This is a genomic window from Bradyrhizobium zhanjiangense (assembly GCF_004114935.1).
Classification (GTDB): Bacteria; Pseudomonadota; Alphaproteobacteria; order Rhizobiales; family Xanthobacteraceae; genus Bradyrhizobium; species Bradyrhizobium zhanjiangense.
Genome location: NZ_CP022221.1, coordinates 7,513,246 through 7,539,114, shown reverse-complemented (window position 1 = coordinate 7,539,114; position 25,869 = coordinate 7,513,246). Strand labels below are relative to the sequence as shown.

The following is a 25,869-nucleotide window of genomic DNA, read 5'->3' as shown; positions in this document are numbered from 1 at the left end:
CAAGGGCCCTGTCAAAAATCGGGCAAGCGCTGCCCACCGGTCCGGATCAAGCATATGACGTCAATCGACGTAACCATACCTCTTGTAGTATCGATTGCGATAGTAGGCTGCGCCGTACGTATCGTAGCGGCTCATCACCGACACGTTCACCTTGTTAAGAACCGCACCGAGCATCCGCTCGCGCACAACCGGCGTTTCGCCTAGCACGCGCTCGACGATATCGATTTTCGACTTCGCCCATTCGATGACAAGGATATAGGAATCAGCCAACCCCCTGGTCGCCCGAACGTCGACGACCGGCGCCAGCGGGCTAAGATCGAGAACGATGCGATCAAAGTGCTGCCGTAGTTGCTGGAACAGGTCTTCCATCTGTTGCGAGGCCAGAAGGTCGCTCGAATTCGAGAAGCGGGATGTGATGGCACAAGGAAGAAAATGTAGATTCGTCTGCGGGTCTATCCAGACCACGTTCCTCCAGTCGGCTTGGCCGATGACGACATGGATCAAGCCGTCCTGAGCAGCCGGCGTAAGCCTTGCGGTGAGGCTTGGGTTGCGGATGTCGCCATCGATCAGCAGCGTACGGCAGCCGCTTTGCGCCAGGGTCTGCGCCAGCGCTTCGCTGACGGTTGACTTTCCCTCGTTCGGAAGTGCGGAGGTAATCCCCAGGACCTTGTTGGACCCTGCACCGAAATTTGCAAAATCGCTGGCTAGCTTGATTGACCGAAATCCCTCTGCGAAGCGTGAAAACGGGGCATTGATCACGTGCCGCCCGACGCTCTCCTCGGTTGAAAGCAGACGGTCGCGATGTGACTGTTGATGGCTGAACCCGGGCGCGGACCCATGTAGTGGCAACGTCGTGCCAGATGCTCCGTACCTCGGCGGTGCCTGCTGCGGTTTGGGCTTGTCGCGTTTACCGAATCGCCAGGCGGCCTTGCCGGATTCAGCGGAAATCGCTTTGACGGCACCCTGCTCTATGACCGGAATCGAAGCGAGACAGCGGGTATCCACGAACTGCTCGACCTGCGAAACGGTGCGGAAGACGCGATCCATCATATCAAGTAGAATTGCGACGAGAGCCGCGAGAATCGACCCACCCACGATCGCCGCAAGCAGAATGAGTGTCGTTCTTGGCGACGTCTTGTTGGGAAGAGTCGACGCGGCCTGACTGATCACCCTCGCTTCAGTAACGGGAAACGATTGCTGCTGAACCGAGACCATGTACAGTTGCAGAAAGTTGTCCGACAATGCGCGAGCGCTCTGAGCGTTGCTTTCCAGATCTCTCAGGATGATCTGGGCCTGGCTGGTATTATTCGAGACCGCGATCGTATCGTTCAAGCTCTTCTGGCTGGACTCCTCGCGCGCCTTGGCAATTTCAAGGTCACTCTTGTAGACCTCGGCCGTGCGTCGCAGTTCGTCAATGATCGAGCGTCGGATTTCTCGCATCTGGTTGCGTAAATTGACAACCGCCAGATGTGTCGATCCATACCGGTTCGACCAATCGGCCTGCTTGGCCGCGTACTCGAGATAGGTCTGGCGCAACTTGGTGATGACCGGGTTGGCCATCGTCTCGCTCACAGTCGCCAGTTCATTCAGAATGACCTTGGAATCTTCGGTGTCCGCATTCAATATCGCGGTGATGCGTTCGAGCTTAGCTTGTGCCTCCGCACGTTGGCTACGCGCAGTCGTCAACGAAGTATTGATTTCAGCGAGTTGCTGCTCGGTGAGCAGTCGCCCGCCGGCGTCGACGATGTTGTTCTTGGCCTTGAAATCCGCAACGGTGCGTTCGGCGGAAGACGCCTGCGACCGCAATTCCTTCAATCGGTCCTGCAGCCAGACCGCCGCCCGTCTCGAGGCCTGATATTTCGATTCCAACGAGTCCACGATATAGCCGTCGGCGACCGCGTTGGCGATCCTCGCTGCCAGGTCCTGCGATAATGCCTGAAAGGAGATCTCGATAACATAGCTCACGCCGACGCGCTTGATGCTGAGGCCGCTCGCAAAGCGAGCGAGTGCTGCGCGCAGTATTTGCTCTTCCGTGGGCGGGGTCGACTCGGAGAATATTCTGGTAATCGCGTTACTGATGCTGCTGAGCAATCCGCCACCGTCGCTCATGAAGTCTGCCGACTCCGCAAGTTTCAGGTCCTTGATGACTTTGGAGGCGATCGCTTCGGACTTGAGAAGTTCGACCTGACTGTCGACCATCGCCGAGTCGATCGGGTTGTCTGCGCCGGTCGCGGGCGCTTGCGTCTGCAGGCCCTGCATCTTGCGGCTGTCGATCATCAGGATGGCCGTTCCGGTATATCGCTTCGGTGCCGTGAACACGTAAACGCCGGCAAGGCAGATGCACAGGAGCAGCGTGAAAATCATTACTGGATACTGGCGGCTCACCAGCGCAAGCGCAGAGGAGATGGTCTGCTCCAGCGATGGAGCCTCCGGCGCGGTGGTTTCAATCTCGCGAGATGTGATCTTTTGAAGCATCCGGCCCGCCTACCTAAATCTCTGTGAATGCGGCATCAGGCTGGCCTTGCCGCCGCGCTGAATTCGTGAATTGCAAAGTGCCGCGTAGAAGTTGCACGTTGGTCGAATTCGACACGCCGGATGCGGTGATCGAGATCGCGGCGCTCGAGAGTTGAGCAATGGCATCGAGGCCTCGGCGAGAACACCTAGCCGGATCGTTCGGCACGTTGTTGGTCAGAGAAGTGTCGGCAACGCTGCCGGGCCATTGTCGGTGCCGCTCGCCGCAAAATCGTCATAATGCCATCTCCGTCAACTCCGCCAAAAAAGCGACTTTCAAGATCGAGGCAATTTACGCCGCCTGAGAAGATCATTGTTCGCCCATGTATTGGGCAGGTTGCCCGAATCCCGCGTGCCGACCCGGTGGAACAGCGCCCGACCGGCCACGAATTCTGCGATGCAATATCGGCCTGAGTGTGACGGACAAGGATGGGGATCGAGCAGCTGCCGCCGGCAAGGCGAATCCGGTCTCAGGGTTACGACCGAATGAGACGCCGGAATGCGAACGAGTCTGGTTTCGTCCGCTATGGTGGCGAGGGTCGGCTTTGAAGTTCCACCGGTGAATCTCCGATCTCCGGGCACTTGAATGATCAAGCCAACGAGACCTCAATCAAAATCTTTGATGGAGGATTCCCGATTCCAATCCACAAGCGAGCTTGCCAGATCGTAGTCGAATTTGAACCCGCTTGCGATCAGGTGCTTCGGCAGAATGTTCGTAGAAAACCACAACTTCTTGATCCGGTCACGATTGATGCCGGTCTTGATGCCGACAGCTTGCAGCACCTCGAATGGAAGCACGGCGAGATTCATGAGCCATACCGGAATCGTTATCGTCGGCTTTGGGTATTCGGCAGCTTCAGAGAAGGCGGAGCAAATCTCGCTGATGGTGTAACGGTGCTCATAGCAGAAATTGTAGATCGACAAACTGTCGTTGCGAGATGCCATGAAGAGCATCGACGAGACCAGGTCCTTCACGTAGCCGCACGACTTGATGGTGTCGGTTCGGCCGGGATAGATGAAGGCCCGCCTTTCGAGAAGCCTCGACAATCGCGTGAAATTGCCTCGCTCGTAGCGCCCATAGATAACTGCGGGGCGCACGATGGTCAGCCGCCTGTCCGGGTCCTCCGACTGCCATAGGCGATGGATTGCTTCGGCCGAGAGTTTGGAACGCCCATAAGCACTGACGGGGACTGGCGTCGCATCTTCGGTAAGTGGGGTTTCCGTCGGACCGTAGACCGATATCGAGCTGGTAAAGATGACATTCCGGCTGCCAGTGTCTCTCGCAAATCGGCAGACGTGCACCGCACCCAGCACGTTTGTATAATAATAGTCGCCATCCGGATGACCCGGGGTGACATGGATCGCGGCGAGGTTGAAGATATCGGCAGGCACCCCGCCACCGAGCTTCGGGTCGATTGGCTCACGGACATCATGATGGACATATTCGACGCCTTCGACGTGCGCCCTGGGCTTCGCGATATCCACTGAGACGATTCGGTCGTAGCGGCCGGAAGCGAGCATTCGCGTCATCAGATGTGTACCGATGAAGCCTGCGCCTCCAAATACAATAGCCTGGGTGGGATGGGACATGTGCGCGAGGGTCAACGTGAGTGAATGTGCTGAATCAACTGCGACGAAGTTCGGTCAAGGCTTGCTGACGATCGAGCACGCGCATTGAAGAACTGCACGCCCCGCCGTTGCAAGAGTTGTACCTGCACAGACCAGGATCGCTTGACACGCAGTACGCCCGCTCGCGACCGCGAGCGCTTTCGCTGCTGGATATCAATGAAGCGAGCAAATCGGGGCAGCAATTGGTTAGTCGTGCGCTTTTGATGCGGCGATAACAAGATCGTTACAGGCAGCGCGTGTGAACGCGGAAGCGTCAGTTCCATCTTGGCGATCCCGAATGCGGTGGCGTCGGTTCAAGCGGCAACGCGCACATTTCTTGAGCGTGCAACCAGGGGTTTTCGTCTGAATCGACGACTCAATAGAGCTCGCGATACTCAAATTGAAAGTTCGTTGATCCGGCCGCAATCCCCAATAGTCTCTGCAGCTTCTGGTAGCCTGCGAGCGGAACGACAATGCAGTCGGAACTTCCCGCGTAGCAAACCCGAACCCTGATCGATTGACCGCAAATGTTTTGAACCAGCACGATCTGCTCGATGATCTTGGGATTGTTGGCTTGGGGGTGCGTCAACGGATTGACCGATATGCAAAGCTTTCCGTCCGCTGTCGTGTGATTTGGAGCGAAAGTACCTTCCATCGGTCGAATCGAACTCGAAGGCCGAGTGGAAATGCCGGAGCCGCCATACATCGGAGGAGATGTGCGACCGAAGCCGGAAATTTGAGCATCGGCCGTCGTTGCGAGGAGCGATGAAGCGATTGCTACACATATCGCCACATAACCGTCTGAGCGCCTAGATCGGTTATCATGCATCTTCACTGCTCTGCACATCCATGATGGTTGGGGCCAGCTCTCGAAAGAAGCCGCGGTTGTCGGCGGCAGGATAGAGTTGCAGTTGCGGCAACAGAATGACAGGCAAAATGGTTCCCGGGATTGCAGGAGGAATCTTGCCTCTTCCTTGCGCTTGAAAACACGTGCTAGAGGCTGCACCTGGACTAAGTGTCTGACGTCCGTCGACTGTGATGTTCTGTCGGCGGTCATGCGACGTACTTACAACGCGAGTATTCTGAGCGGCGAATGTTGAAGGAGATACCAGGGCACGCAGTGTTGCCAGAAGTCGAACTGGCGACCCTGCCGCGCCTCTCGGTCGTCATTCCGAACCACAATTACGCAGCTTACGTGGGATCCGCGATCCGCAGCGCGCTGGACATACGATGGCCAAACGTCGAAGTGATCGTCGTCGATGACGGGTCGACGGACCATTCACTCGACGTCATCAACGAATTTGCAGACGAAGTCACAATCATCAGCCAGGCGAACGCCGGGCAGATGATGTCCTGTGTGAACGGCTTTCGCAGGTCGTCCGGCGATATCATCATATTTCTCGACTCGGACGATGCCCTGCATCCTGATGTCATGACGGAGATCGTGTCCGTCTGGTCCAAAGCCGCGAGCAAATATCAGTTTCAGATGCGCGTGATCGATGCCGACGGGAAGCCGACCGGAAATGTCCTGCCGCAGTACTTCTCCTGTCCGTCCTCGGAGGACGTCCGCAAGTGGATGGCAACCACCGGCGCTTATCCGACGCCGCCCGGGTCAGGAAATGCCTACCCGAAATGGTTTGTCGAGCGTGTCTTCGGCTTTGAGTCCGACTTCATTGATCGAGCTCCGGACAGTTATCTTTTGGCGGCCGCTCCTGCATGTGGCGAGATCGTGACGATCACCAAACCGTTGGCGGACTATCGCGTGCACGGCCTCAATCACGGGGCTTTCCTTCAACTCGACGATACCCGCTTTGCGAGAGAGATCGACCTCACGCGGAGGCGGTACAAGTTCTTTTCCGAGATCGCGCGCACGGAGAAGCTGCCGGTTGCGCCCGATGCGCTCAAGAGCAATTTGATATTTCTTTGTTTGCGGATAGCGTCGTTCAAGCTGCGGCCGGACCTTCATCCAATCGCGGCGGATAGTTCATTGAGCATCGCTGTCGATGCGCTTGGAGCGGCTGCGTCGCCGCAAGGTTTCTCTAGATCGCAGCGCATATCACTGCTGGCTTGGATCTTCTGCATCCTGATCAGTCCGCAGTACTTCCGTCGTGCCCTGGTGAGTTTGCGCTACGTGCCCGCCCAGCGGCCGAAATGGTTGCGCGCGTTGCTCGGCCGATTCCGGATCATTCGATGATCAGGGCAGGGCTGTGGGACACTTCGGTCAGACGGCAGCTTTGGAACGGATCGACCTGAGGCCGGCGCCTGGCGGCTGCGACCATACGCACAGCATTGCCATCATGATCAGGAATGGAGCCATCGCGAGGTTGCCGCCGCCGAGCTGATAGCAGGCCAGCATTGTCAATGCGAGCATCGAGTTGTCTTTCCTGAATATCGAGAGGATGAGATAGAACAGGAAAATCAGTAGCCCGATAATTCCGTAATCCGCGACGAGCTTGAGAACGGGATTTCCGCTGCCGCCAAAGTAGGCGGGCGACCGTTCCAACCCGCCGGGCCCGGAGCCGATAAGCACTCTGTCGGTCTGAAAGAGATAGTCCCAGGTCTGTAGTTGTGCGACGTAGCGAGCATAGCCGCTCGACTTGGTTGAACTGAATTCATCAAGCCTACTAACGATGGGATCAAAAGGTTCCGGTGCAACGAGATACGTTGTGCCGATCACCAAGGCAACGGCCGCCCCGATGGCGATAACCCGCAGTGATTTGAGCGGAGCAATCAGGGGATAGGCACCGAGGGACACGACGAGCACCAGGAGGCCAGATCCGGACCGAGTGAGCACGTACGAGATGGCGTACAACGGAAGATAGGCAAGTCGCCGCAAAACGAACACATCGACGATAACACCTATAGCGAGCAATTGAGACAGCGCTCCCGGCTCCATCGGGAAAAACCCGTTCGCGCGCCGATTCAAAGACCCATAAAATTCCACCGCATTTTGATTGTAGGCGGACTCGACGAGGACCGGATCGAGCGCCGGGATTGCATCCTTGAACGAGAAGATGCGTATTCCGCCGAATTGAAGAACGATCTGGACGATTGCCAGAACGGCGCACAGGCGAACATAGAACAGGAAGACGGGAAGGACCGCCTCGTTCGAGAATCTCGTCGAGGGTCCGAACAGGAAGATCGAATTCGTGACAAGAACCATCGCAAGTGATGCCGCACTGGTCTCGACACCGCGATCGGGAGATTCGGCTGCGGCGACCGCGCTGAAGAGAAACCAGACGACGACGAGTCCGAATGCGAGAGTCTGCGGCCCGCGAATGCTCACCAGACCAACCCACCATCCCCACGCGACGAGCGCGAAGAATCCGAACAGCGAAAAGAAGATCTGTCCGGTTCCGATGAGGAGTCCGAAGCGCTGCATGCAAATGCACAGAATGAAGGCGATATGCGCGAAAATGACGCTGTTGTTCTCGTCGCTTGACGCTGCTGCAGCGCGCTTGTTAGACGAGGTTCTGGCTGGGAATGTGTCGAGGCTCACCATGTTAGGACTCGTCGATTACTGCTTCTTGGCGCCTCGGTTGGTGGGTACGTCTGAGCGCAGGGCAACGATCGCGGTCGATCTTGGTCTCGCTCGTGAGGCTGTTCACCCTCTATACTTGAGCCTGTAGTGACTTCCCACATGGAACACGACACGAGCGCAAGATTTAACCCTTACGTTCATGGTGCCAGAGGTTTGTTTTGCCTCATGGTATTCGTCTATCACGTCGTTCATTCCGGCCTCCCGACGTTCGATCTGTCTGCCAGGGGCCTGTTGGGAGAAGCGCTGCAGACCGGAAAATTCGGTGTCGAGTTCTTCTTCGGCATCAGTGGAATCGTGATTCTGCCAAGCCTGTATCGGGCATCCTCGGTCGTGACCTTTATTCTTGATCGCTATGCGAGGATTCTTCCTGTGCTCTGGGCGACCGTGTTCGCGATCGCGATTTTTGGTTGGCTTTCAGGAAAGGGTCCAAGTCTGCTGTTGGTTGGTGCAAATCTATTGGCGCCGCCTCCATTTATTGACATCATCCAGATCAATCCCGCCGCGTGGTCGCTCGGATACGAATTCCTGTTCTATGCAGTATGTGCTGTCGTTTTCCTGACCAGCGGCGTCAGTCGGCCGCTGGCCCTGGCATTAGCCGTCAGTTCGCTGATCTTGCTCGTGTACTATCCCCGCGCGCTCCTGATGATTGGTGGCGTGCTCATTGCGGAGAAGTACCTATCGTCGACCTTGTTGCAATCCCTGGCGAAGTACCCGGCGATCTTCTTCGTGCTGTTCCTGACTGTCTGGAGAGGCCTCGAGCTTGCCAGCGCAACAGACTACGTTGGCTTTGTCACGCCAGCATATTTGTCATTCCATGACTGGATCTCTGCTTTTCCATTTGTTGTTCTTGGTGGCGTCTTCGGGACTATTTTCCTGCTCGGCATGTCCCGAGGAAACGGTCTGTTCGGAAGAATGCTGCGTTGGCAGGTGATGCAGTGGCTGGGAACGATCAGCTTCAGTTTTTATCTCTGGCCGCCGATCGTCATGGCCGGGGTCAAGCTGATCATGTATCGAACGGGCATGGTCGATGCATTGGGGAGCGGATCGCAACTGTTTTTCCTCCTGGTCTCGCTTCCGCCGTCGCTTATCGTTGCAACGATCAGCCATCGCTTCCTTGAAGTGAAGGTGACGGGACAGATTCGAAAACGGCTCGATAGGGCCTCGGAAGCGAAACCTGCCGTCCGGCCGATCATTCAAGCACTCGACGGCACTCAGGGAGGGAACCTGATCGAGGAACAGTCAAATGTTCTTGATTGTTCGACCAGTCAGCGCCCCAAAACGATCGCAAGTTGACTGTCTATTCGGGAAAAAGCCGCGGAGCCGTGCGCTTGATTGTGCCGGCTTGCGACGTGGCAGCGTCACCGTTGCCATCGTCTTTGCGCATTGGACCGGCACAGCGTTTCCTGGCCGGGCTAACAGCCGAACCGAAAGGACCTCGTTGATGATCGCAGCCGTGCGCAGGCAAGTCCTTTGTGTCGCCTCGATACTCGTTGCACTCGGATCCGCAACGCCGGCCTGGTGCGCTGGCTGGGAGCTGGTTTTTTCGGATGAGTTCAACGGCGACAAGCTTGATCGAACCAAATGGGCCACCCGATACATCTACAACAACGAAACGATGGATCGTTTCAACGATGAAAAGCAGCGCTACCGCGACAACCACGTGGTGTCCGAAGGTGCGCTGAATCTGACTGCAAAAAAGAATGAGGGGGCGGACACGTTCGATTCCGCGATGATCCGGAGCCATCAGACATTCTACTACGGCTACTATGAAGCGCGGGTCTTTCTTCCGAATGCGCGGGGATCGTGGCCGGCATTCTGGCTCGAAGCCGATTACGACATCGATGGAAAGTTCTGGCATCCGCCGGAGATCGACATTTTCGAGTACGTCATCAATGGCGTGGAAGACAAGCCGAACATGCTGCACTCGAATGCCATGAGTAAAGATAAGTGGACGCCGCAGTCCTACACGTATCTGGACAGTTCGTTCGTGCTCAGGTTTCAGGACATGGTCAGCAAGGAGGATCTGAACAAGGACTGGCATATTGCTGGCTTCGTTTGGGCTCCTGACCGCATTTCGTTCTTCTGGGACGGCCGTCTCGTCTACACGCGCATGTATCAGTGGCTCAGGAAGGATGGCCAGTTGGGGCCGCCGGCGCACATCGATCTCAATTTCGCCATCGGCGGAGCAGCCTGGGCCGGCCGGCACGGGATCGATGACGCGGCTTTTCCGCAGACGTTCAAGATCGACTACGTTCGCGTCTGCCAGTTCACGTCCTCTGAGCGGGGAAGCCGAAAATGCGGCCCGAGCGACGTGACACCGGATCCGAATGAATTTGGCTATAGGGCGGCGCTCAACGACATGCCCAAGCCGACATTCCTTAATGTTACGAATGTGGTAGCGGATAAGAAGCCGGATGCGGGGGTATTGTCACTGAGCACAACCGATCCGCTCAAGATCGAAATTCCGATCAAGATTCCGGACGACTATCCGACAAATCGAACGCTTCATGCCTACGTCTTCGATGCAACAACCGGCGTCATGGTCGCATCGGCAAAGAAGCCGCTGCAACAGGTCTCTCGCAAGGAAGGGGAAGATGGCGTCAGCGTGATCGAATTTGCGCTGCCGGCCGTGCCGCGTGAAGGGAACTATCTGCTGGGCAGCAAACTGACGGCTGAAGTCGCGGGCGAGGTCGGCCCCAAAGAAGTCCCAGTTGCTTGCGACACCACGGTGATCCAACCAAAAAAAGCCAGATCTTGCCGTCTATTGTCGCTGCATGTGCGCCGCTGATCGGATGGGTGCATCCAAAGGTTGCATCAAGCTCCGTCTGATCTGGATCAAGCCGAGTACCGCTGATTGCGATCGGCACGCTGTCCGAAGGTCGGTCTGAATTTTGCTTTGGCCGTGGCAGGTGAGCCGTCATGCGGGCTTGCCTGTCACGGTCAGTGTCTCTTGCAATGGTAGTCGTCCATGAACTCAAAGGTTCGCGCCGTCAGGCAAATCCTCCGTGGTGCATTGCGCGGCAGCCCGAGCCGGCTTTGTGATCATCGCACGTGGCGACGTGAACATCCGCATACTTGGCTGACTGCCGTCGAGGAAGAGGTACTGGCGCGGAAGCCGCCGGTTCGATTCGGCAGCCGCGACGCAGGTTTCGGTGAAAGCGTTGACAACAGAATGCCCGAGCTAGGCATTCTCCGCCTGGACAAGGCCCGCATCCTCGGTCCCGACGGCTGGCTCGTGACGGAGGATGGATCGCTGCTCTACGAGAGCACCTGGTACGGATCGTCGTTCTCGCGCCATCCGCGATCAATTGCCTACGGGACGCCGCTGCCGCTAAGCGGCACCTGTCTCTCGCTGGCGAGTGATTTCGCCGGAGGAAACTATGGGCACTTCCTGCTCGACTGCCTGGGACGCTTGGCGCTATTTCAGAAAAGTGGCCTGTCGCTCGATGATGTCGATTGGGTCTATTTGCCCAAGCCTGCGTCCGAAACGGCAGCCAAACTCGTTCGCCGGCTTGGAATTCCAATGCACAAGTGCGTGTGGGCAGCCCAGGAGGATATCCAGGCCGATCTCGTAATCGGCACTTCGTTTCCAGGCTTGCGACGGAACTATGCGCCATGGCTTACGGAGTTCTTCCGCTTACAGGTAGCCAAGTCGCCGCTTCGTCACGACAGGCGCGTATACGTTCCGCGCAAAGGACAAAGGAAGATTGCCAACGAAGAAGAGCTGATGCCTGCACTGAAAAAGTTCGGCTTCCAGATCTACGACTTTGATGACGTTGAGGATGAAGCGGCGTTTTTCTCGGAATGCTCGATTGTCGTTGGCCCACATGGTGCGGGGCTGACCAATCTCGTATTCTGCTCGCCTGGAACGAAAGTCCTGGAGCTGATCCCTTCAGACCACGTGCATCCCTACTACTACACGATCGCATCGTCCGCCGGCGCGGACTATTCTTACATCGTGGGGGATAGCCAGGGAACGCGCCCGCAGGGAGCGTTTGGGCCCAGTCCATTCGATTTCGAGGTTGCGCCTGACATCTTCGAGCGCGCACTGGAGGCCATCTGTCAATGAACGAGCATTGAAAATGGTCGCTATTGGTGCGCGTACGGCGCCCCCTTTGTCGAAAAATTCAATCGCCATCGGAGCTGCCTGGATCGGCGTGAGCCGGCTGGTGGTTGCCAGTCTCGGCTTCCTGAACACGCTCATATTGGCAAGAATGCTCACGCCGGAGGATTTCGGCCTGGTTGCCGTCGCGACGGCCATCATTGCTGTTCTGACGTCGATGACTGAACTGTCCTTGGCATCGGCGCTCATTCACCATAAGGATCCAAGTGAAGATCAATTCCACGCCGCATGGACGTTGAGCCTGGCTCGCGCCTGCTTGCTCGCACTCTTGCTGTCGTTGCTCGCTTATCCGGTGTCTTTGTCCTACGGCGATGGACGTTTGATTCCGATCCTGTTGGTCCTGAGCTGTTCGATCGTGATATCCGGCCTTCGAAATCCGATGCTAGCGATGATGCAGCGTCAACTCGTCTTCTGGCAGGAATTTGTGACGAGCAGCAGCCGGGCGCTCGCTACCATCCTCGTCTCCTCCGGGATCGCCATTTGCTTCAGGAGCTACTGGGCGCTGATCGCCGGGGCTGTCGTCGCCAACTTCATCGATGTCGTCGCCTCTTATCTGATCCAGCCGTTCCGACCGAAATTCCGGATAAAGGGTAGCCGCTCTCTATTCTCGTTCTCTGTGTGGCTATCGCTCGGACAGGCCGTCAGCACGCTGAACTGGCGTTTCGACCAGATCATCATTGGATATTTTCTCGGGAAATCCGCCCTGGGTGGATATGTGCTGGGCAGCGACCTGGCCGCGACGCCGACACGAGAAGCAACAAATCCGCTTGCCGGGACGCTGTTTCCCGCGTTCGTGAGGCTGAGGGACGACAAAGCCGCCCTTCAACGAGCTTATCTGTCGGCGCAAGCAATGCTGTGTGCGATCGCCTTTCCGGCCGGGTTCGGTTTCGCGTTGATCGCCGATCAGTTCGTTCCGCTTGTGCTGGGTGAGGCCTGGGCAGGCGCGACAATCGTGATCCAGCTCCTCGGTGGTGCAATTGCGTTGCATACGCTCAGCGCGACCGTCCAACCCCTTGGTCTGGCGCTTGGGCAGACGCGCAGGTTATTTCATCGCGACGTTGCGATCCTAATCGTGAGGCTGCCTGTCATTGTTGCGGGCCTGTGGCTAGGAGGGTTACTTGGCCTGCTGGTGGCTCGCGTGGCGGTTACGCTCGGCGGTGTCGTCTACAACATGGTCCTGGTCCGCGAATTGATCGACACTTCTGTCTCCCGGCAATTTCTCGTGAATCTGAGGACCGCTTTGTCCACCTGCACGATGATCATTGTCGGTCTTCTGACCAATTTGGCCTTCATCACATCTGTTGGCCATGAGTCTCACGTCTATGCTCGGTTGATCGCTGTTGTTCTCGTGGGCGCGCTTGCCTATGTCGGGTCACTCTTTGGATTCTGGCGAGCGACAGGCTCGCCGGCCGGGCCCGAGCGTGAGATCCTGCGAATCCTCGGCGCAATCGCCAACAGGTTCGGGAAAATGGGAAAATCGTCGATGACAATTAAGCAGTCGGGTGAGCAATATGAATGAACGGTCGAAGCGCCGCGTCGCGCTGATTACGGGCGTCACCGGTCAGGACGGTGCCTATCTCGCTGAGTATCTGGTTGGCCTAGGCTACATCGTCCACGGCATCAAGCGGCGATCGTCCTCCTTCAACACCGCCCGTGTCGATCATCTCTATCAGGATCCGCATGCCGGCGATGTGCCGTTCCTGATGCATTACGGCGACATGACGGATTCGACAAACCTGATCCGCCTGATGCAGCAGATCCGGCCAACCGAGATCTACAATCTGGCTGCACAGAGCCATGTGGCGGTCAGTTTCGAGAGCCCGGAGTACACCGCGAATGCTGACGCGATCGGAACGCTGCGGCTATTGGAGGCGATCCGCATTCTTGGCATGGAAAAGGAGACGCGGTTCTATCAGGCGTCCACCTCCGAGCTCTACGGCCTCGTGCAGGAAGTGCCGCAGAAGGAAACGACTCCCTTTTACCCGCGCTCCCCTTACGCGGTGGCGAAGCTCTACGCCTATTGGATCACGGTGAACTACCGCGAGGCCTACGGCATGTTCGCCTCGAACGGCATTCTCTTCAACCACGAGAGCCCGATCCGCGGCGAAACCTTCGTCACCCGCAAGATCACGCGTGCCGTTGCCCGCATCGAGACGGGCCTCGAAGAGACGTTGTATCTCGGGAATCTCGAGGCCAAGCGCGACTGGGGCCACGCCAGGGATTATGTCGAAGGCATGCACATGGTCCTGCAGGCCGACCGGCCCGACGATTTCGTGCTGGCAACCGGGGAGACCCGCTCGGTGCGCGAGTTCGTGGAGCTCGCCTTTGCCGAAGTCGGCCGCAAAGTCGAATGGCGGGGCAAGGGCGTCGAGGAAACCGGTATCGACAAGAAGTCAGGCAGGATCGTCGTGCGAATCGATCCGACCTATTTCCGTCCTACCGAGGTCGATCTCCTGATCGGCGATCCCAGCAAGGCGCGCGAGAAGCTCGGCTGGAAATCCAGGACCCCGTTCGCGCAACTGGTCAAGGAAATGGTGGCTTCCGATTTGTTCGAGGCCAGGCGAGAGGTTGCCAATGGCAAGCAATCCATTTGAACTTGCCGGCAAGACCGTCTTCGTCGCCGGCCATCGCGGCATGGTTGGCTCCGCGTTGGTGAGGCGGCTTGCGACGGAAAATGTCGAGCTGCTGACGGTGTCGCGGAGCGAGGTTGACCTGCGTGACCAGGCCGCCGTCGATAGATGGTTCGCTGCAAGGCGTCCGCAGGCAGTGTTCCTTGCTGCCGCCAAGGTCGGCGGCATCGTCGCCAACAATACGCTGCGCGCCGAGTTCCTCTACGAAAATCTCGCGATCGCGGCCAACGTCATTCACGCTGCGCATGTCAATCGATGCGAGAAGCTGATGTTCTTTGGCTCCTCCTGCATCTACCCCAAACTGGCAGTCCAGCCGCTGCGCGAAGAGTCGATGCTGACTGGCCCGCTGGAGCCAACCAACGAACCCTACGCGATCGCCAAGATCGCCGGCATCAAGATGGTCGAGGCCTATCGCAGCCAGTATGGTTCAAACTTCATCAGTGTGATGCCGACCAACCTTTACGGTCGCGGCGACAACTATCATCCCGAATACAGCCACGTCGTCGCGGCGTTGATCCGCCGCTTCCATGAGGCCAAGACGTCGGGGGCGAAGAACGTCGTGGTGTGGGGCACCGGCACGCCGCGGCGCGAATTCCTCTTTGTCGACGATCTGGCGGACGCCTGCATCTACCTGATGAAGACCTATTCGAGCGGCGAGCTCGTCAACATCGGCACCGGCGTGGACATTGCGATCGCCGAATTTGCACGCCTAGTCGCGGCGACCGTCGGCTATTCCGGCGAGATCAGCTTTGACACCTCGCGCCCCGACGGCACCCCACGCAAATTGCTCGACGTCAACCGGTTGGCGAAGCTGGGTTGGCGGGCCAAGACCTCGCTCGAGGATGGGCTCAAGTTGGCCTATCAGGCATATCTCAGCGAAAGCCGTCAGGCGGGGGAGTAGGGACCGCGCCTCGCAATTGCGAGCCAACGGTCGCGCATCCGCGCGCCCGTTGTCAGCGGCTGGCGCGATTCATCGGCGCGGCCGCGGGGGCGATCACTCCGGAGCGAACCAGCATTTCGGCAGCACGACATCATCCCTGTTTGCGACGTTTCTCCTATCGAGGTCGTGAGGAAACCTTCTCGCAGGTGTCCGGCGAGAAACGCGATCCTTGCGCAAGAACGAGAATTCCATGATCGGCGGGACCTTGAAGTCCCTGTATTCGATGGGTTTGAAGTAATTGTTTGGATGAATGTGTACGACGTCGAAGTGCTTGGTGATCTTCTTGAAAACAGCGCCGATCAGCTTGAGTCCGATCGGATTGAGAATTCTGTCCAAGGAATGGAACTCGATGATTATGATCCTGAAGCGCTTCAAATACTCCCAGCTCGTTTCAATGAGAACTTCGTACTCGCCGCCTTCAATGTCCATCTGGAGGATGAGGTCGCCGGTGTGAGGGCCCTTCCTCGACATCCAGTTCTCTAGAGTCATGAACTTGGCATTGTTTTCGTTTCCGAGGAATTTCTTTTCGAAATCGAGGAGGTCATTGTGGATCGCGGGTGCATCCACCGAGAAGTCAGCGAGGAAACATGGGATGCCGCGTTCGGCAAGGCCGAGCTCGAAGTCAGAGACGTTGTAGACGCCCGGTGAAAAGCAGCCGACGCATCCATCCAGGTCGTCCGGAACCAGATAGCCGCCATCAGCCGATCCGCCCAGTCGAATCAACTTCTTGTCCGTCACGACAGGGAAAAGGTCCCGGAAGAACTCCCTGAGCTCCTCCTCCTTTGAGGTGCCGGATATCATAAAGTCGTTATCGAGCAGGCGTGCCTTTACGTAGTCTTTCAACAAACCAATCATTCAGTTGACTCCGAGCTCGCTAACGCACCTGGGTGCGGGCTTGCTGCAAGAAGCGGCACTCCCGTAGGCTCGATGCCTATGTTCGTTGCGATGAACACATTTGCCTGCCTTAGGACTTCAATAGATTCGATTTTTGTCATGAATATGTGCGGTGTTGTCGCTAAGGCACCGTTGCCGAGACTTGCCTTTTGGCTGCTAAGCCGATCTATTCCGTGCTCTGGAACCCGGTCAGCTTCCGCATCGGCAGGGACGCCGAGGGAGCACGCGTGTTAGAGGCAGAAGCCGGCTGAGTGCCAAAGGTCGAATGACCGACGCGGGAAGCTCGGCAGCGCAAAAGTCCGGCGTTGCGGTCAAGTCGTTCGCGCAACCGTAGCGAGTGCCTCGCGCAATGGCAGAAGTAGGTTTGTCGAAATGCGAAGTTTGGGTGATGCATCAGAAGCGGTTCGATGCTGTGATGCGACCGGTGGCGCCGAAGAGCTCAGGACGATGGCCGAAAAGCCCATGAAGGATTCTCGTTCCCTCATTACCGAGTTACAGAATGAAATCGACAGGGTCATCGGGCCTCATCTGGAGGGCGTCGAGAATTTTGCGCTGGTGGATTTCCCCAACCACTCAAATGTGGGCGACAGCGCCATATGGTTGGGTGAAGAGACCTATCTGCAGAAGAAGCTAGGCAGAGCACCGTCCTACGTCTGCACCTATGACACCTGGTCAAGGGAAGAGTTTGAAAGAGCCGTTCCTGCCGGACCTATCCTTATCCATGGTGGGGGCAATTTCGGCGACCTGTGGCCCAGCCATCAGGAGTTTCGGCTCAGGCTTCTGTCGGAGTTTCCGGATCGCCAGATCATCCAGTTGCCGCAAACCATACACTTCTCCTCGGCGGCAAGTCTCAAGCGCGCCGCGGACATCATCAACTCGCATAAAAAGTTCCGGATTCTGGTCCGCGACGTGCAAAGTTTGAATATCGCGACAAAGGAATTTACGGCGCCCGTCGATCTCTGTCCGGACATGGCGTTCTGTCTGGGGGCGCAGAGCTCGCCAGCAGCAATAACCAGGAAATTGTTGCTGCTGCTCCGAACCGATCACGAGAAGGTGGAGCGAAAAGGTTTCCCTCCGCTCCCAAACGTTGCAGTTGTCGAGGACTGGCTCGTCGAACAACGAGGCTTGGGAAAGTGGTTGTTTGTGAAGGCGCTGCTTGAGACGGCGCTCCTCGTGCTCAAGGGCAGGAAGCCGTCAGAGCTCGATGTGCGTATTCGCTGGTTTCACCTTCTGGCGTCGAACCGTGTAGCCCGCGGAATGAGACAAGTTGGATCGTCGGCCTATGTGATCACGGACCGGCTTCACACGCACATTTTTTGCGTGTTGTTGAATGTGCCGCACTCGGTCCTTGACAACAATTATGGGAAAATCAGCACCTTTGTCGATGCCTGGAGCAAGCCCTTCGAAAAGTTGAGCCGGCCATTGAGCACGAGTGTGGCCGAGGCCCTCGCAAAATTTCTTGGCGGTTCCGCCCCGACGGATCAAGGTTGAAGGTCGAGCATCATCCTCCGTCCGGGCGGCTCGCCTCATCGTGCGCGTGGACGGTGAACGTCGTCGTCCTCTCTGTCGTCTGGCCCGCATTGTTTGCGCAGGATATTGTCAGCTTGCTGACCCCTGTTGCCGTTGGGCCGCCGCTGATCAGTCCGGTGGATCGGTCAAAGGAGAGCCCCCGCGGCAGTCCTTTGACGGACAAGATCTTCGGCATCATGACCCCGACATCGCACTCCCCATAGACATCGTGGTGGTAGCTGTCGCTTGCGGCGGCTGAAAGGGGGCCCGTCGTCACGCGCGGACCGCGATTGATGGAGAATCGCACGGGCTCCATCGTTGAGCCGTCAGGTTTGTAGCCATAAACGACGACATGAGACCGTCCGGCATTGCCCTTGCCGGCGGTGAAGTCCGCCTTGATCGTGCGCGACACCGCATCGTACGAAATTCCTTCCGGGAATTGCGTAAACGTCGTCTGCTCCGTCATACCGGGTTCGGAGCTGTCATAGGGTACGACCTGGACGAATTCGGTAACGCCCGCATCACCCCAGAGGGCCTTGGCGCTCGGCAGCACAATCTTGCCGTTGCCGTCGTAATCGACATTGAGATCTGCGACCGAAACCAGCGGCTTCCAATGCTTGACGCCTGTCGTCCGCCAGCCGCGGATCCAGTCGACATCGAGATAGGCGCCGGTCGCCGAGCTGGCCCACGCTGCGGCGTCATACGCCTCGCCCGCGAACGTGTTGTTGAATATGTGTGACGTCAGCAGCACAAATGAGGGCATATTCTTGGTATTGGAATCCACGCCGGCAAACTGGGATCGAAGCGCGCCATCGACGTAGAGTTGGGTGTTTCCACCGTTTCGAAAGACAAAGCTGAAGACGTGGAACGTGCCGTCCATATAGTCGAATGGTCCGGCGCTGTTGTCGGTCGAGATTGTCCCCGAGGTATGGACGATATTGCTGAAGTGCATCCCTTGGGAGTTGCATTCCAGATCCCACTCGTTGCCGGTTGGATTGAGCACGGGTGCGACCGAATAGGTCCAGAACGCGGGATGAAAGCCAGCCGGATTTGTAAGCCTGGGGCTGAACCGGGCACGCATCTCGATGATGACGGCGTTGGTGGTCGGGTAGTATGCAAACGCCCCGGCGGTATGAATCATCGCGGAGAGGTGCGGCCGCACGCCTCCGTTGATGGATCGGTCGGTCGGCGTAAGAAATGCCTGCTCGCGCGTTGTTGCCTTGCGCGCTCCGAGGCGCAGCACCGAACCGGAGACCGACATGTTGTCGAAGCCGACCGCGACGCCGCGGTTGCGGTCCTTGTAGCCTGTGGTCAGCGGGTCGGCATCAAAAGCCGTGCCGAGCGACGTGGTATTGCCGCGGATGCCTGGATGATAGGCGCCAGTCGGGAAGAACTTGCCGCGAGGGTTTGCAGGACCCACGATATCGAGAGTGTTGAATTCATCACCCCACGACAGCGTATAGCCCGCATACAACCCGCTGCCATTCTGGCCGATGACGGCGCCGCCGACGACCTGGCTGCGTTCCTTAAATAGCGGGACGAATTGCAGGCGCTGTCGCAAACCATCGTTGCTCAGGCCAAGATAAATTACTGAGCCACCGACAACCAATGATGCGGCGAACAATGCTGCAATGGTGCTGTTCATTCGACGCTTTGATGGCATCCACGCCTCTCTTGCTTGAGACCGTAGCGACTTTCGCCAGGTACATGGTCACTCGTCGGTGAGGAGCCATTGGTTCGATCCAAGGCGTCCGAATGCGGGCGGCTTTCGGTATAGCCGCAGATTTCGCTGTGCTTTACGAGACAAGAATGTGAAATGGCCACCAGCATGGCAGCCGCCGGACGTGCCGCGTCCTTGTCAGCAGAGACAAGTTCGCGGTAATCGTTTGGAGATCACGTGCAATACGGTTCCCAATCAAGGATGTCGGACTGATCAATCCATGGGCAGCAATCTCAGAATTGTGGCGATTAGTTTGGCCGGTTCCGTGCGCCGCGAGCGCGCGAGTGCAAATCTGGAGTCGCTTGAGATTCCATGGACCTTCTTTGATGCCTTGCGTGTGCCGGCCAAGGGGCTCCCGCAATATGATGAAGCGCTGGCCATCCGCTTTTGGGGCAGGGGCCTTTCACGTGCCGAGATCGGCTGCGCAGCGAGTCATATGAGCGTCATGGCGCAAGTGGCAGCGTCAGATGCCGACAATTCATGGACACTTGTGATCGAAGACGACGTCATTCTCGATGCCGGGTTCAGCTTTCGATCGCTTCCGGACATCTGCAAGGCTGCAAAGATCGGCTATCTACGGCTGTATGGACGACACATGGCGCCGTGCAAGCACGTTGCCTGGCTGGATCAGCGGGAATTGGTGCGGTTTGAGCGTGCGCCAATGGGAACGCAAGCGTATCTGATCTCCGGCCATGCCGCGCGTCGATTCATCGACAGCGTGACAACGATCCATCGGCCGATCGACTGGGAGATGGACCGCTTCTGGGCAAATGGCCTCCACAATTATGCCTTGTTTCCTTTTCCGTGCCTTGAGGCGACGCTGACATCTTCGATCGCAAAGGCGGCGGAGTCGGTCCGCGAGCCTAGTGCGTTTGACAGAGCGGCTCGGTTTGCGTGGAAATCGAAGGAATATGTTCTGCGCCTGTCGGAAAATATCCGCCTTCGCCAGTCCGACAGACGAATTCGCGCCCGCCTCGTCGGCGCAACCAGTCTTTCCGGGCCAATGCCGGAGACAATTCGTACGATCGAAAGCGCGTGATTGACGCCGGGAGTGCGCGGGACGAGATCTGACGAGGCGGTTGCCTTTGCGCCGTTGCCCCTCAGGCGGGCTTGCGGCGGATGACACTTCCGAACCTGACGAGCGGCCTCAGGAGTTCTGCCCTGTTGAACCGGAGCATGATCAGCTGGTACGCAAGCCAGGAAGGGCTCAAGAACAGCCCTGTGAACCAGACGATATGAGAGGCGGCGGCGCGCCAATGTGTGGTCGTGGTCAGCGCAAGCCATATCCCACGGCGGAGAAGTGAACTCGACGTGTCCGCGTCCTGCCCAACATAGCGCAGTCCCAATTTACGCGATGCGAGGCGATAGTTGACAAAGACGATCTCGTTATCGATCGGCCGTGCCGCTTGCACATGCATGGACTTCCTGTCGCAATGCGCCTTCAGAATATCGAACTCGGCGACGCGGAACCCGATCTGCCTAGGAAAATCCGGAAAGCGCTGCGCCCGGCCCTTCGCGTCATTTCGGCTGATATTTCTGCCATGGAGCCGATATTGCCCCAGGGTTTCCTGCACCGTGACCACGTCTCCGTAAAGAGGCGCGATCGTGTTGAGGGCGCCGTCATATCCGACGGGCGGGTTGAGGGGGATGACCTGTCGAAGAAACTCTCGGCAGTACGCATTTCCCGACATGACTGGCCAGATGTACGTTCCCGACCGGGTAAATTCTGCGTGCACATCGTCTGGCGCATAGGATTCAGGAAACGCACAAAACGAGCGCCCAAGTCGCCTGCCGGCGCCATCGATGATGTCCAGATTGAACTGAACTTTCGAAACACCTTCACGCCAGTGCGCGGCGACGTTTTCGACCGCCGTCGGCATCAGGATGTCGTCCGCATCGAGGAACAGCAGTACATCGCCTGTCGCCGCGCGATACCCAACTTCGAATGCTGCGATGTTGCCCTGATTTGCCTGAAATATGGCTCGAATCCTGTCACCATAGCCGGCGATGATCTGGCGGGAACCGTCGATCGATCCGTCGTCGACGACGACGATCTCGTCCGCCGGACGGGTCTGATTCAACGCGCTGTCGATTGCCAATCCGACATACCGTTCGTAATTGTAGACAGTTATGACGATGCTGATCTTCAACGCGTGTCGCTCACAATTTGAAGGTGACAGAAGAGGCTATCAATCCATGCTTTGATGAGCCAGAAGTAATTTCACGGTCCGCAAAGCATGGTTGGTGAGGCAATCGCATGAAAATCGCTCTGATCGATCCGTCACTGTTTACTTGGCCATATGATCTTAAATTAGCCAAAGGATTGACCGATATTGGGCACGCAGCCAGCATTGTCGGGCGCCAGCTCGGGCGGAAGCCCTCCGTTGATGAAGACCTGTTTCTTGACCGGCATTTTTATCCGGGATTGCAGTCGCGCTTTTTCAAGAGACTTCCACGCAACGTGCAGCTGGGGTTGAAGGGCCTCAGTCACGCTGAATCAATGACACGGCTGATCAGGCGCTTCAGGAAGACGCCGCCCGATGTGATCCATTTTCAATGGGCGCCGCTGGCGATCGTCGACAGCCAGTTCATTCCCAAGTTCAGGAGGGTCGCGCCAACGGTTCTGACCGTTCATGACTCGAATCCGTTCAATAACAATCCGAGCTCGCGGATACAGCGAATTGGCGCGTTCAGCATTCTGCATTGCTTCGACCATCTTATCGTTCATACGACCGTTGCGCGCGATCGCCTGCTACGCGTTGGTATCCCGGACGAAAAGATATCCGTTATCGCGCACGGATTGCTGACGGATCATATCACCCGACCGGCCGACGAGCCCTCGGCCGGGGACGGGCGCGTTCAAATACTCCTGTTCGGCAAGATAAAGCCCTACAAGGGCGTCGACGTCATGCTTCGCGCGCTTGCGCTGCTTCCCCGAGAGGTCAGGGCGAATTGCGTGGTGAAGGTCGTGGGCTGGCCGGAAATGGCGATGGAGCCGCTGTTTGCGATGGTGAAGGATCTGCAGCTCGAAGACCATGTCGAATTCGACCTGCGTTTCGTTCCGGAAGATGAAGTGACCTCGCTGGTCGCGCGCGCTGACATCCTGGCTTTTCCGTACCGGGATATCGACGCATCGGGTGTGCTGATGCTGGCGATCGCGGCGGGACGTCCGATCGTCGCTTCGAACCTTGGAACGTTTTCGGAATGGCTGAGCGATCGGGCGGAGGGGACACTCGTTCCTCCAGGTGATCCCGCCGCATTGTCTCGGTCGCTCGAGCGCTTGATCAGCGACCCCGATTATCGAAACCGCAAGAGTCAAGGAATGTTGGATCTGCGAGACTCGGTGCCGACGTGGACCTCGATTGCACGCCTGACCGAGGCGGCCTATGCGAAGGCGGGCCGGCGTGTGGGCGCGCCGGCCAGTGCCCAGGTTCTGCAGGGTTCAGGAAACTGAAGGGGTCATCTGCCAGGTGGCCTGGCGGATCGACAGGATGCCCCAGAAAAAGCCAAGTGCCCACGCGAAGTGCATCACGACAGCGGCCGGCAGTGCAAGCAGCCCGCAAATAGAGCGATGTTTTACTGCAATCATCATTGCAGTCAGCGCCAGTATCGCCAGATAGGCTGCCGGCAATGTCAACAGCAGCGGCGCCGCCGGCGACAGCACGATGGCGCCGAGCGTCAATGCAACATGAGTGGGCACCAGGAATTGACGCAGTCGCAACGATCCTGGATGCCGTCTCACCGTTCTCGATCGACCACGCCCGTAGTTGAAGTACTGCTTCGCCAGACTCAGAAAACTCGACCGCGGTCGATATGAAAGGCGGATGTCCGAATCCAGAAATATCCGGCCGCCGAGTGCACGCAGCCTGCAGTCAAACTCTGCATCTTCATTGTGAGTGAAGGTTTCATCGTAACCACCAGCCCTGCGAAAGGCATCGATGGTCATCGCCGCATGATGCCCGTGATCGACAAAGCCGCTTTGCTTTCCGCCGCGATGTGCCGATCCGCCCGAACCGACCTTGGTGTCCGAGACCCAGGCGACGGCCTTTTGCAGGCAGCCGTCACCTCGGGAGTCCATGGGGACCACGACCGAGTCGGCCTTGCGCTCGTCCAGAGTCTTGAGGAGGCTCGAAACATAATCGGCTGGATATTCGCAATGGGCGTCACACCGCACCAGGACCTGCGCCGCAGCACCATAGACTTGTACGGCTAGATTGACCCCGGCACTCTGCAGCCGCTGGGGATTGCGCAACAGATGGACGCCGCGAATCTCCCTGCCGAGCTGGCGGACAATGTCAGGCGTCCCATCGGTGCTGCCGCCATCTGCAACCACTATCGTGCGATCCTCGTCGAGACTGTCCCGCGCCAGATTGCGGACAACGGTCTCGATATGGGAAGCCTCGTTCAAAACGGGTACGACGATCAGGACGTTTCTGGACACGGTTTAGCTGCCACTTGCCATTGTTTGCTCAATCCGTTGGCAGGCGCGGGAATGGTCGTTGATGCACGCCAAAGGACGAACCGACGGTCCGTCAAAAGAATGGCCAACTCGTGACTGCTTCTTTTGATGCTTCGGTTGCAAGTGGGCTTACCGATGGCGCCTTAAAATGGGCGATCTATTCTGCGTGAATCGCGAATAGTGCGTGCCCCGATCGCTCGAAGATCGGAAGCGAATCGGACTGGGAGCGATATGTGAGAGCTGTTGTTGTTGCCGTCGCTTTGTTGCTAGCGGTCTGTCATCCTGCATTGGCCGATCCGATGACGTTGGATTTCTCATGGCGCGGGGCGCACGGCTGTGTCACGCTGTTCCCAAATCCGGAGATACGTCTGCGCAACATTCCCGCCGGTGCCACTTCGATGACGCTCACACTTGCGGAAGGCGCTCGCGAAATGGGAGGCCAGAACGTTCCGGTTCCTGGTAATGGCGTCGTGCCGTCGGGGACGATCCGGACATTTGGTCCTTGCAAGCCGGGTCTGTATGAATGGACCGCCCTCGTGAAATCATCGACGGGACAGGTTCTATCGGAAGCGCATCAGGCGCGATTCTATCCCGCGGATGAAACCGTAGCGAAGCAATAACTTCGCAACATCAATCCATGTATTGCACCGTTTCGGGCCTTTGCAACTGCGCGTGGCAGCTCCACGCGTCTGCGCGCCGCCGTTTGATCGTACGAATGACGCCACAATCCATCTAGATATGATTTGATGGAATTTGGAATATTGGAGATCAAGAACAAGGTCGTTCTTCGTGACAAGGAGTTGAGTGTTGTTGGCGCGAAGGTTGATTAAGCCGCGTAACGATTTTGCCGGTCCGACAAATTTCGGTAGTCCCCCACCTCCGACCGATGCGCAGCGCGCGGACGCGGCGAGATGAAGAAGACCGTTCTGGTCACCGGCGGTGCCGGCTACGTCGGCTCGCATTGCTGCAAGGCGTTTGCGACGGCGGGTTGGAACGTCGTGACGCTCGACAATCTTTCCCGGGGCTGGCGCGATGCGGTGCGCTGGGGACCGTTGGTCGAGTGCGATATTCGCAATTCAGCCGGCGTGCGCGCAGTGCTGGACACCTATAAGCCAGACCTCGTCGCGCACTTCGCGGCGCTGGCTTATGTCGGCGAATCCGTGGCTGATCCCGCCGTCTATTACGACAATAACACGAGAGGAACGCTTGCCCTCCTGGAGGCAATGCGAGCGGCCGGCTGCTCGCGCGTGCTCTTTTCCAGTACGTGTGCCAGTTACGGAGTACCCAAGCACACCCCGATAGACGAAACACATCCGCAGGCGCCGATTAATCCCTATGGTTGGTCCAAGATGATCATCGAGCGTATGCTGGAGGACTTTGGTCGCGCGTACGAGATGTCGTCGGTTTCGCTGCGCTATTTCAACGCGGCGGGCTGTGACCCTGACGGCGAACTCGGCGAGCGCCACGAACCGGAAACGCATGCCATTCCGCTGGCGATCGAAGCAGCGCGCCGACCCGATCGGCCTTTCACCATTCTGGGAACGGACTTTCCGACGCCGGATGGCAGTGCAATCAGGGACTATATCCACGTCAATGACCTGGCGCAGGCGCACCTTCTCGCAGGTGACATGCTGGTGGCTCGAGGCGGTACTCATGTCTTCAATCTCGGTACAGGGGTTGGCACGAGTGTGCTCGAACTAATAAAGGCCGTGAAGCGTGTCTCCGGAGACGATCCGGTCGTCCGCCGCGGCCCGCGCCGCGCGGGCGACCCGCCCATGCTCGTCGCCTCCTTTGCCAAAGCCAAGCGGGAGCTCGGTTGGAGCCCGCGGCAATCCGGGATCGATTTCATTATTGAGACTGCACTCAGGTGGAGCGATAGCAACCCGCCGGCATGATTTCGCACGACGATGATGGACACCCCATTCGCAGGAATT

At 57.8% G+C, this 25,869-nt stretch carries 20 protein-coding genes; 12 read left to right on the top strand and 8 right to left on the bottom strand.

Annotated elements, in window-relative coordinates:
* Positions 1–60 precede the first annotated feature (60 nt).
* The 3 genes from XH85_RS36155 to XH85_RS36145 form a co-directional block, all read right to left on the bottom strand.
* Positions 61–2,475 carry a polysaccharide biosynthesis tyrosine autokinase gene (locus XH85_RS36155; RefSeq protein ID WP_128935721.1) on the bottom strand — a complete coding sequence of 805 codons (2,415 nt, stop codon included), beginning with the start codon at positions 2,473–2,475 and terminating at the stop codon, positions 61–63.
* Positions 2,476–3,117: 642 nt separating this feature from the next.
* Positions 3,118–4,101, bottom strand: coding sequence for an NAD-dependent epimerase/dehydratase family protein (locus XH85_RS36150; RefSeq protein ID WP_128935720.1), 984 nt, complete (start codon positions 4,099–4,101; stop codon positions 3,118–3,120).
* 394 nt (positions 4,102–4,495) lie between these two features.
* Positions 4,496–4,774, bottom strand: a complete 279-nt coding sequence (locus XH85_RS36145) for a hypothetical protein (protein WP_128935719.1) — start codon at positions 4,772–4,774, stop codon at positions 4,496–4,498.
* A 438-nt stretch (positions 4,775–5,212) separates the two neighbouring features.
* On the opposite strand from XH85_RS36145, the gene XH85_RS36140 reads away from it, so the two are divergent.
* Positions 5,213–6,313 carry a glycosyltransferase family 2 protein gene (locus tag XH85_RS36140; RefSeq protein ID WP_128935718.1) on the top strand — a complete coding sequence of 367 codons (1,101 nt, stop codon included), beginning with the start codon at positions 5,213–5,215 and terminating at the stop codon, positions 6,311–6,313.
* Positions 6,314–6,340: 27 nt separating this feature from the next.
* On the opposite strand, the gene XH85_RS36135 is transcribed toward XH85_RS36140, so the two are convergent.
* Positions 6,341–7,621 (bottom strand): O-antigen ligase family protein, encoded by a 1,281-nt coding sequence (locus tag XH85_RS36135; protein WP_128935717.1) that lies wholly within the window; start codon positions 7,619–7,621, stop codon positions 6,341–6,343.
* Positions 7,622–7,759: 138 nt separating this feature from the next.
* Here XH85_RS36135 and XH85_RS36130 point away from each other — a divergent pair, with 138 nt between their 5' ends.
* The 6 genes from XH85_RS36130 (at position 7,760) to fcl (ending at position 15,314) form a co-directional block, all read left to right on the top strand.
* Positions 7,760–8,953: an acyltransferase family protein gene (locus XH85_RS36130; RefSeq protein WP_128935716.1), complete on the top strand. Its 1,194-nt coding sequence runs from the start codon at positions 7,760–7,762 to the stop codon at positions 8,951–8,953.
* Between the two features lie 148 nt (positions 8,954–9,101).
* Positions 9,102–10,448, top strand: coding sequence for a glycoside hydrolase family 16 protein (locus XH85_RS36125; protein WP_128957174.1), 1,347 nt, complete (start codon positions 9,102–9,104; stop codon positions 10,446–10,448).
* Between the two features lie 180 nt (positions 10,449–10,628).
* The gene (locus XH85_RS36120) at positions 10,629–11,729 is read left to right on the top strand and encodes a glycosyltransferase family 61 protein (RefSeq protein WP_128935714.1); all 1,101 of its coding nucleotides are present in this window, start codon (positions 10,629–10,631) and stop codon (positions 11,727–11,729) included.
* 13 nt (positions 11,730–11,742) lie between these two features.
* A complete protein-coding gene (locus XH85_RS36115; RefSeq protein ID WP_128935713.1) occupies positions 11,743–13,302 on the top strand; it encodes a lipopolysaccharide biosynthesis protein in 1,560 nt (519 codons plus the stop codon).
* Complete coding sequence (gmd, locus tag XH85_RS36110; protein WP_128935712.1) at positions 13,295–14,377, top strand: GDP-mannose 4,6-dehydratase; 1,083 nt, start codon at positions 13,295–13,297, stop codon at positions 14,375–14,377. Before XH85_RS36115 ends, gmd begins: the two co-directional genes overlap by 8 nt.
* Positions 14,358–15,314, top strand: coding sequence for a GDP-L-fucose synthase (gene fcl, locus XH85_RS36105; protein ID WP_128935711.1), 957 nt, complete (start codon positions 14,358–14,360; stop codon positions 15,312–15,314). The genes gmd and fcl overlap by 20 nt, the downstream gene beginning before the upstream one ends.
* A gap of 93 nt (positions 15,315–15,407) precedes the next feature.
* Here the strand turns inward: fcl and XH85_RS36100 are convergent, their stop codons facing one another.
* Positions 15,408–16,208: an FkbM family methyltransferase gene (locus XH85_RS36100; protein ID WP_128935710.1), complete on the bottom strand. Its 801-nt coding sequence runs from the start codon at positions 16,206–16,208 to the stop codon at positions 15,408–15,410.
* A gap of 486 nt (positions 16,209–16,694) precedes the next feature.
* On the opposite strand from XH85_RS36100, the gene XH85_RS36095 reads away from it, so the two are divergent.
* Positions 16,695–17,738 carry a polysaccharide pyruvyl transferase family protein gene (locus XH85_RS36095; RefSeq protein ID WP_164939178.1) on the top strand — a complete coding sequence of 348 codons (1,044 nt, stop codon included), beginning with the start codon at positions 16,695–16,697 and terminating at the stop codon, positions 17,736–17,738.
* Positions 17,739–17,748: 10 nt separating this feature from the next.
* Here the strand turns inward: XH85_RS36095 and XH85_RS36090 are convergent, their stop codons facing one another.
* The gene (locus tag XH85_RS36090) at positions 17,749–19,401 is read right to left on the bottom strand and encodes a putative Ig domain-containing protein (RefSeq protein WP_164939179.1); all 1,653 of its coding nucleotides are present in this window, start codon (positions 19,399–19,401) and stop codon (positions 17,749–17,751) included.
* 295 nt (positions 19,402–19,696) lie between these two features.
* On the opposite strand from XH85_RS36090, the gene XH85_RS36085 reads away from it, so the two are divergent.
* Positions 19,697–20,515 (top strand): glycosyltransferase family 25 protein, encoded by an 819-nt coding sequence (locus tag XH85_RS36085; RefSeq protein WP_128935707.1) that lies wholly within the window; start codon positions 19,697–19,699, stop codon positions 20,513–20,515.
* Between the two features lie 61 nt (positions 20,516–20,576).
* Here the strand turns inward: XH85_RS36085 and XH85_RS36080 are convergent, their stop codons facing one another.
* A complete protein-coding gene (locus tag XH85_RS36080; RefSeq protein ID WP_164939180.1) occupies positions 20,577–21,626 on the bottom strand; it encodes a glycosyltransferase family 2 protein in 1,050 nt (349 codons plus the stop codon).
* A 107-nt stretch (positions 21,627–21,733) separates the two neighbouring features.
* On the opposite strand from XH85_RS36080, the gene XH85_RS36075 reads away from it, so the two are divergent.
* Positions 21,734–22,930, top strand: coding sequence for a glycosyltransferase (locus XH85_RS36075; protein ID WP_128935705.1), 1,197 nt, complete (start codon positions 21,734–21,736; stop codon positions 22,928–22,930).
* Here the strand turns inward: XH85_RS36075 and XH85_RS36070 are convergent.
* Positions 22,919–23,917 (bottom strand): glycosyltransferase family 2 protein, encoded by a 999-nt coding sequence (locus XH85_RS36070; RefSeq protein ID WP_128935704.1) that lies wholly within the window; start codon positions 23,915–23,917, stop codon positions 22,919–22,921. The genes XH85_RS36075 and XH85_RS36070 overlap by 12 nt on opposite strands.
* A gap of 251 nt (positions 23,918–24,168) precedes the next feature.
* Here XH85_RS36070 and XH85_RS36065 point away from each other — a divergent pair, with 251 nt between their 5' ends.
* Positions 24,169–24,555, top strand: coding sequence for a hypothetical protein (locus XH85_RS36065; protein WP_128935703.1), 387 nt, complete (start codon positions 24,169–24,171; stop codon positions 24,553–24,555).
* A gap of 291 nt (positions 24,556–24,846) precedes the next feature.
* Positions 24,847–25,830 (top strand): UDP-glucose 4-epimerase GalE, encoded by a 984-nt coding sequence (gene galE, locus XH85_RS36060; RefSeq protein ID WP_128935702.1) that lies wholly within the window; start codon positions 24,847–24,849, stop codon positions 25,828–25,830.
* The last annotated feature ends 39 nt before the right edge of the window (positions 25,831–25,869 follow it).

What these genes read in the sequence shown, in the direction of transcription:
- XH85_RS36155 (WP_128935721.1), bottom strand. Translation starts at nt 2,475, where the DNA reads ATGCTTCAAAAGATCACATCTCGCGAGATTGAAACCACCGCGCCGGAG.
- XH85_RS36150 (WP_128935720.1), bottom strand. Translation starts at nt 4,101, where the DNA reads ATGTCCCATCCCACCCAGGCTATTGTATTTGGAGGCGCAGGCTTCATC.
- XH85_RS36145 (WP_128935719.1), bottom strand. Translation starts at nt 4,774, where the DNA reads ATGGAAGGTACTTTCGCTCCAAATCACACGACAGCGGACGGAAAGCTT.
- XH85_RS36140 (WP_128935718.1), top strand. Translation starts at nt 5,213, where the DNA reads ATGTTGAAGGAGATACCAGGGCACGCAGTGTTGCCAGAAGTCGAACTG.
- XH85_RS36135 (WP_128935717.1), bottom strand. Translation starts at nt 7,621, where the DNA reads ATGGTGAGCCTCGACACATTCCCAGCCAGAACCTCGTCTAACAAGCGC.
- XH85_RS36130 (WP_128935716.1), top strand. Translation starts at nt 7,760, where the DNA reads ATGGAACACGACACGAGCGCAAGATTTAACCCTTACGTTCATGGTGCC.
- XH85_RS36125 (WP_128957174.1), top strand. Translation starts at nt 9,102, where the DNA reads ATGATCGCAGCCGTGCGCAGGCAAGTCCTTTGTGTCGCCTCGATACTC.
- XH85_RS36120 (WP_128935714.1), top strand. Translation starts at nt 10,629, where the DNA reads ATGAACTCAAAGGTTCGCGCCGTCAGGCAAATCCTCCGTGGTGCATTG.
- XH85_RS36115 (WP_128935713.1), top strand. Translation starts at nt 11,743, where the DNA reads ATGGTCGCTATTGGTGCGCGTACGGCGCCCCCTTTGTCGAAAAATTCA.
- gmd (WP_128935712.1), top strand. Translation starts at nt 13,295, where the DNA reads ATGAATGAACGGTCGAAGCGCCGCGTCGCGCTGATTACGGGCGTCACC.
- fcl (WP_128935711.1), top strand. Translation starts at nt 14,358, where the DNA reads ATGGCAAGCAATCCATTTGAACTTGCCGGCAAGACCGTCTTCGTCGCC.
- XH85_RS36100 (WP_128935710.1), bottom strand. Translation starts at nt 16,208, where the DNA reads ATGATTGGTTTGTTGAAAGACTACGTAAAGGCACGCCTGCTCGATAAC.
- XH85_RS36095 (WP_164939178.1), top strand. Translation starts at nt 16,695, where the DNA reads ATGGCCGAAAAGCCCATGAAGGATTCTCGTTCCCTCATTACCGAGTTA.
- XH85_RS36090 (WP_164939179.1), bottom strand. Translation starts at nt 19,401, where the DNA reads ATGAACAGCACCATTGCAGCATTGTTCGCCGCATCATTGGTTGTCGGT.
- XH85_RS36085 (WP_128935707.1), top strand. Translation starts at nt 19,697, where the DNA reads ATGGGCAGCAATCTCAGAATTGTGGCGATTAGTTTGGCCGGTTCCGTG.
- XH85_RS36075 (WP_128935705.1), top strand. Translation starts at nt 21,734, where the DNA reads ATGAAAATCGCTCTGATCGATCCGTCACTGTTTACTTGGCCATATGAT.
- galE (WP_128935702.1), top strand. Translation starts at nt 24,847, where the DNA reads ATGAAGAAGACCGTTCTGGTCACCGGCGGTGCCGGCTACGTCGGCTCG.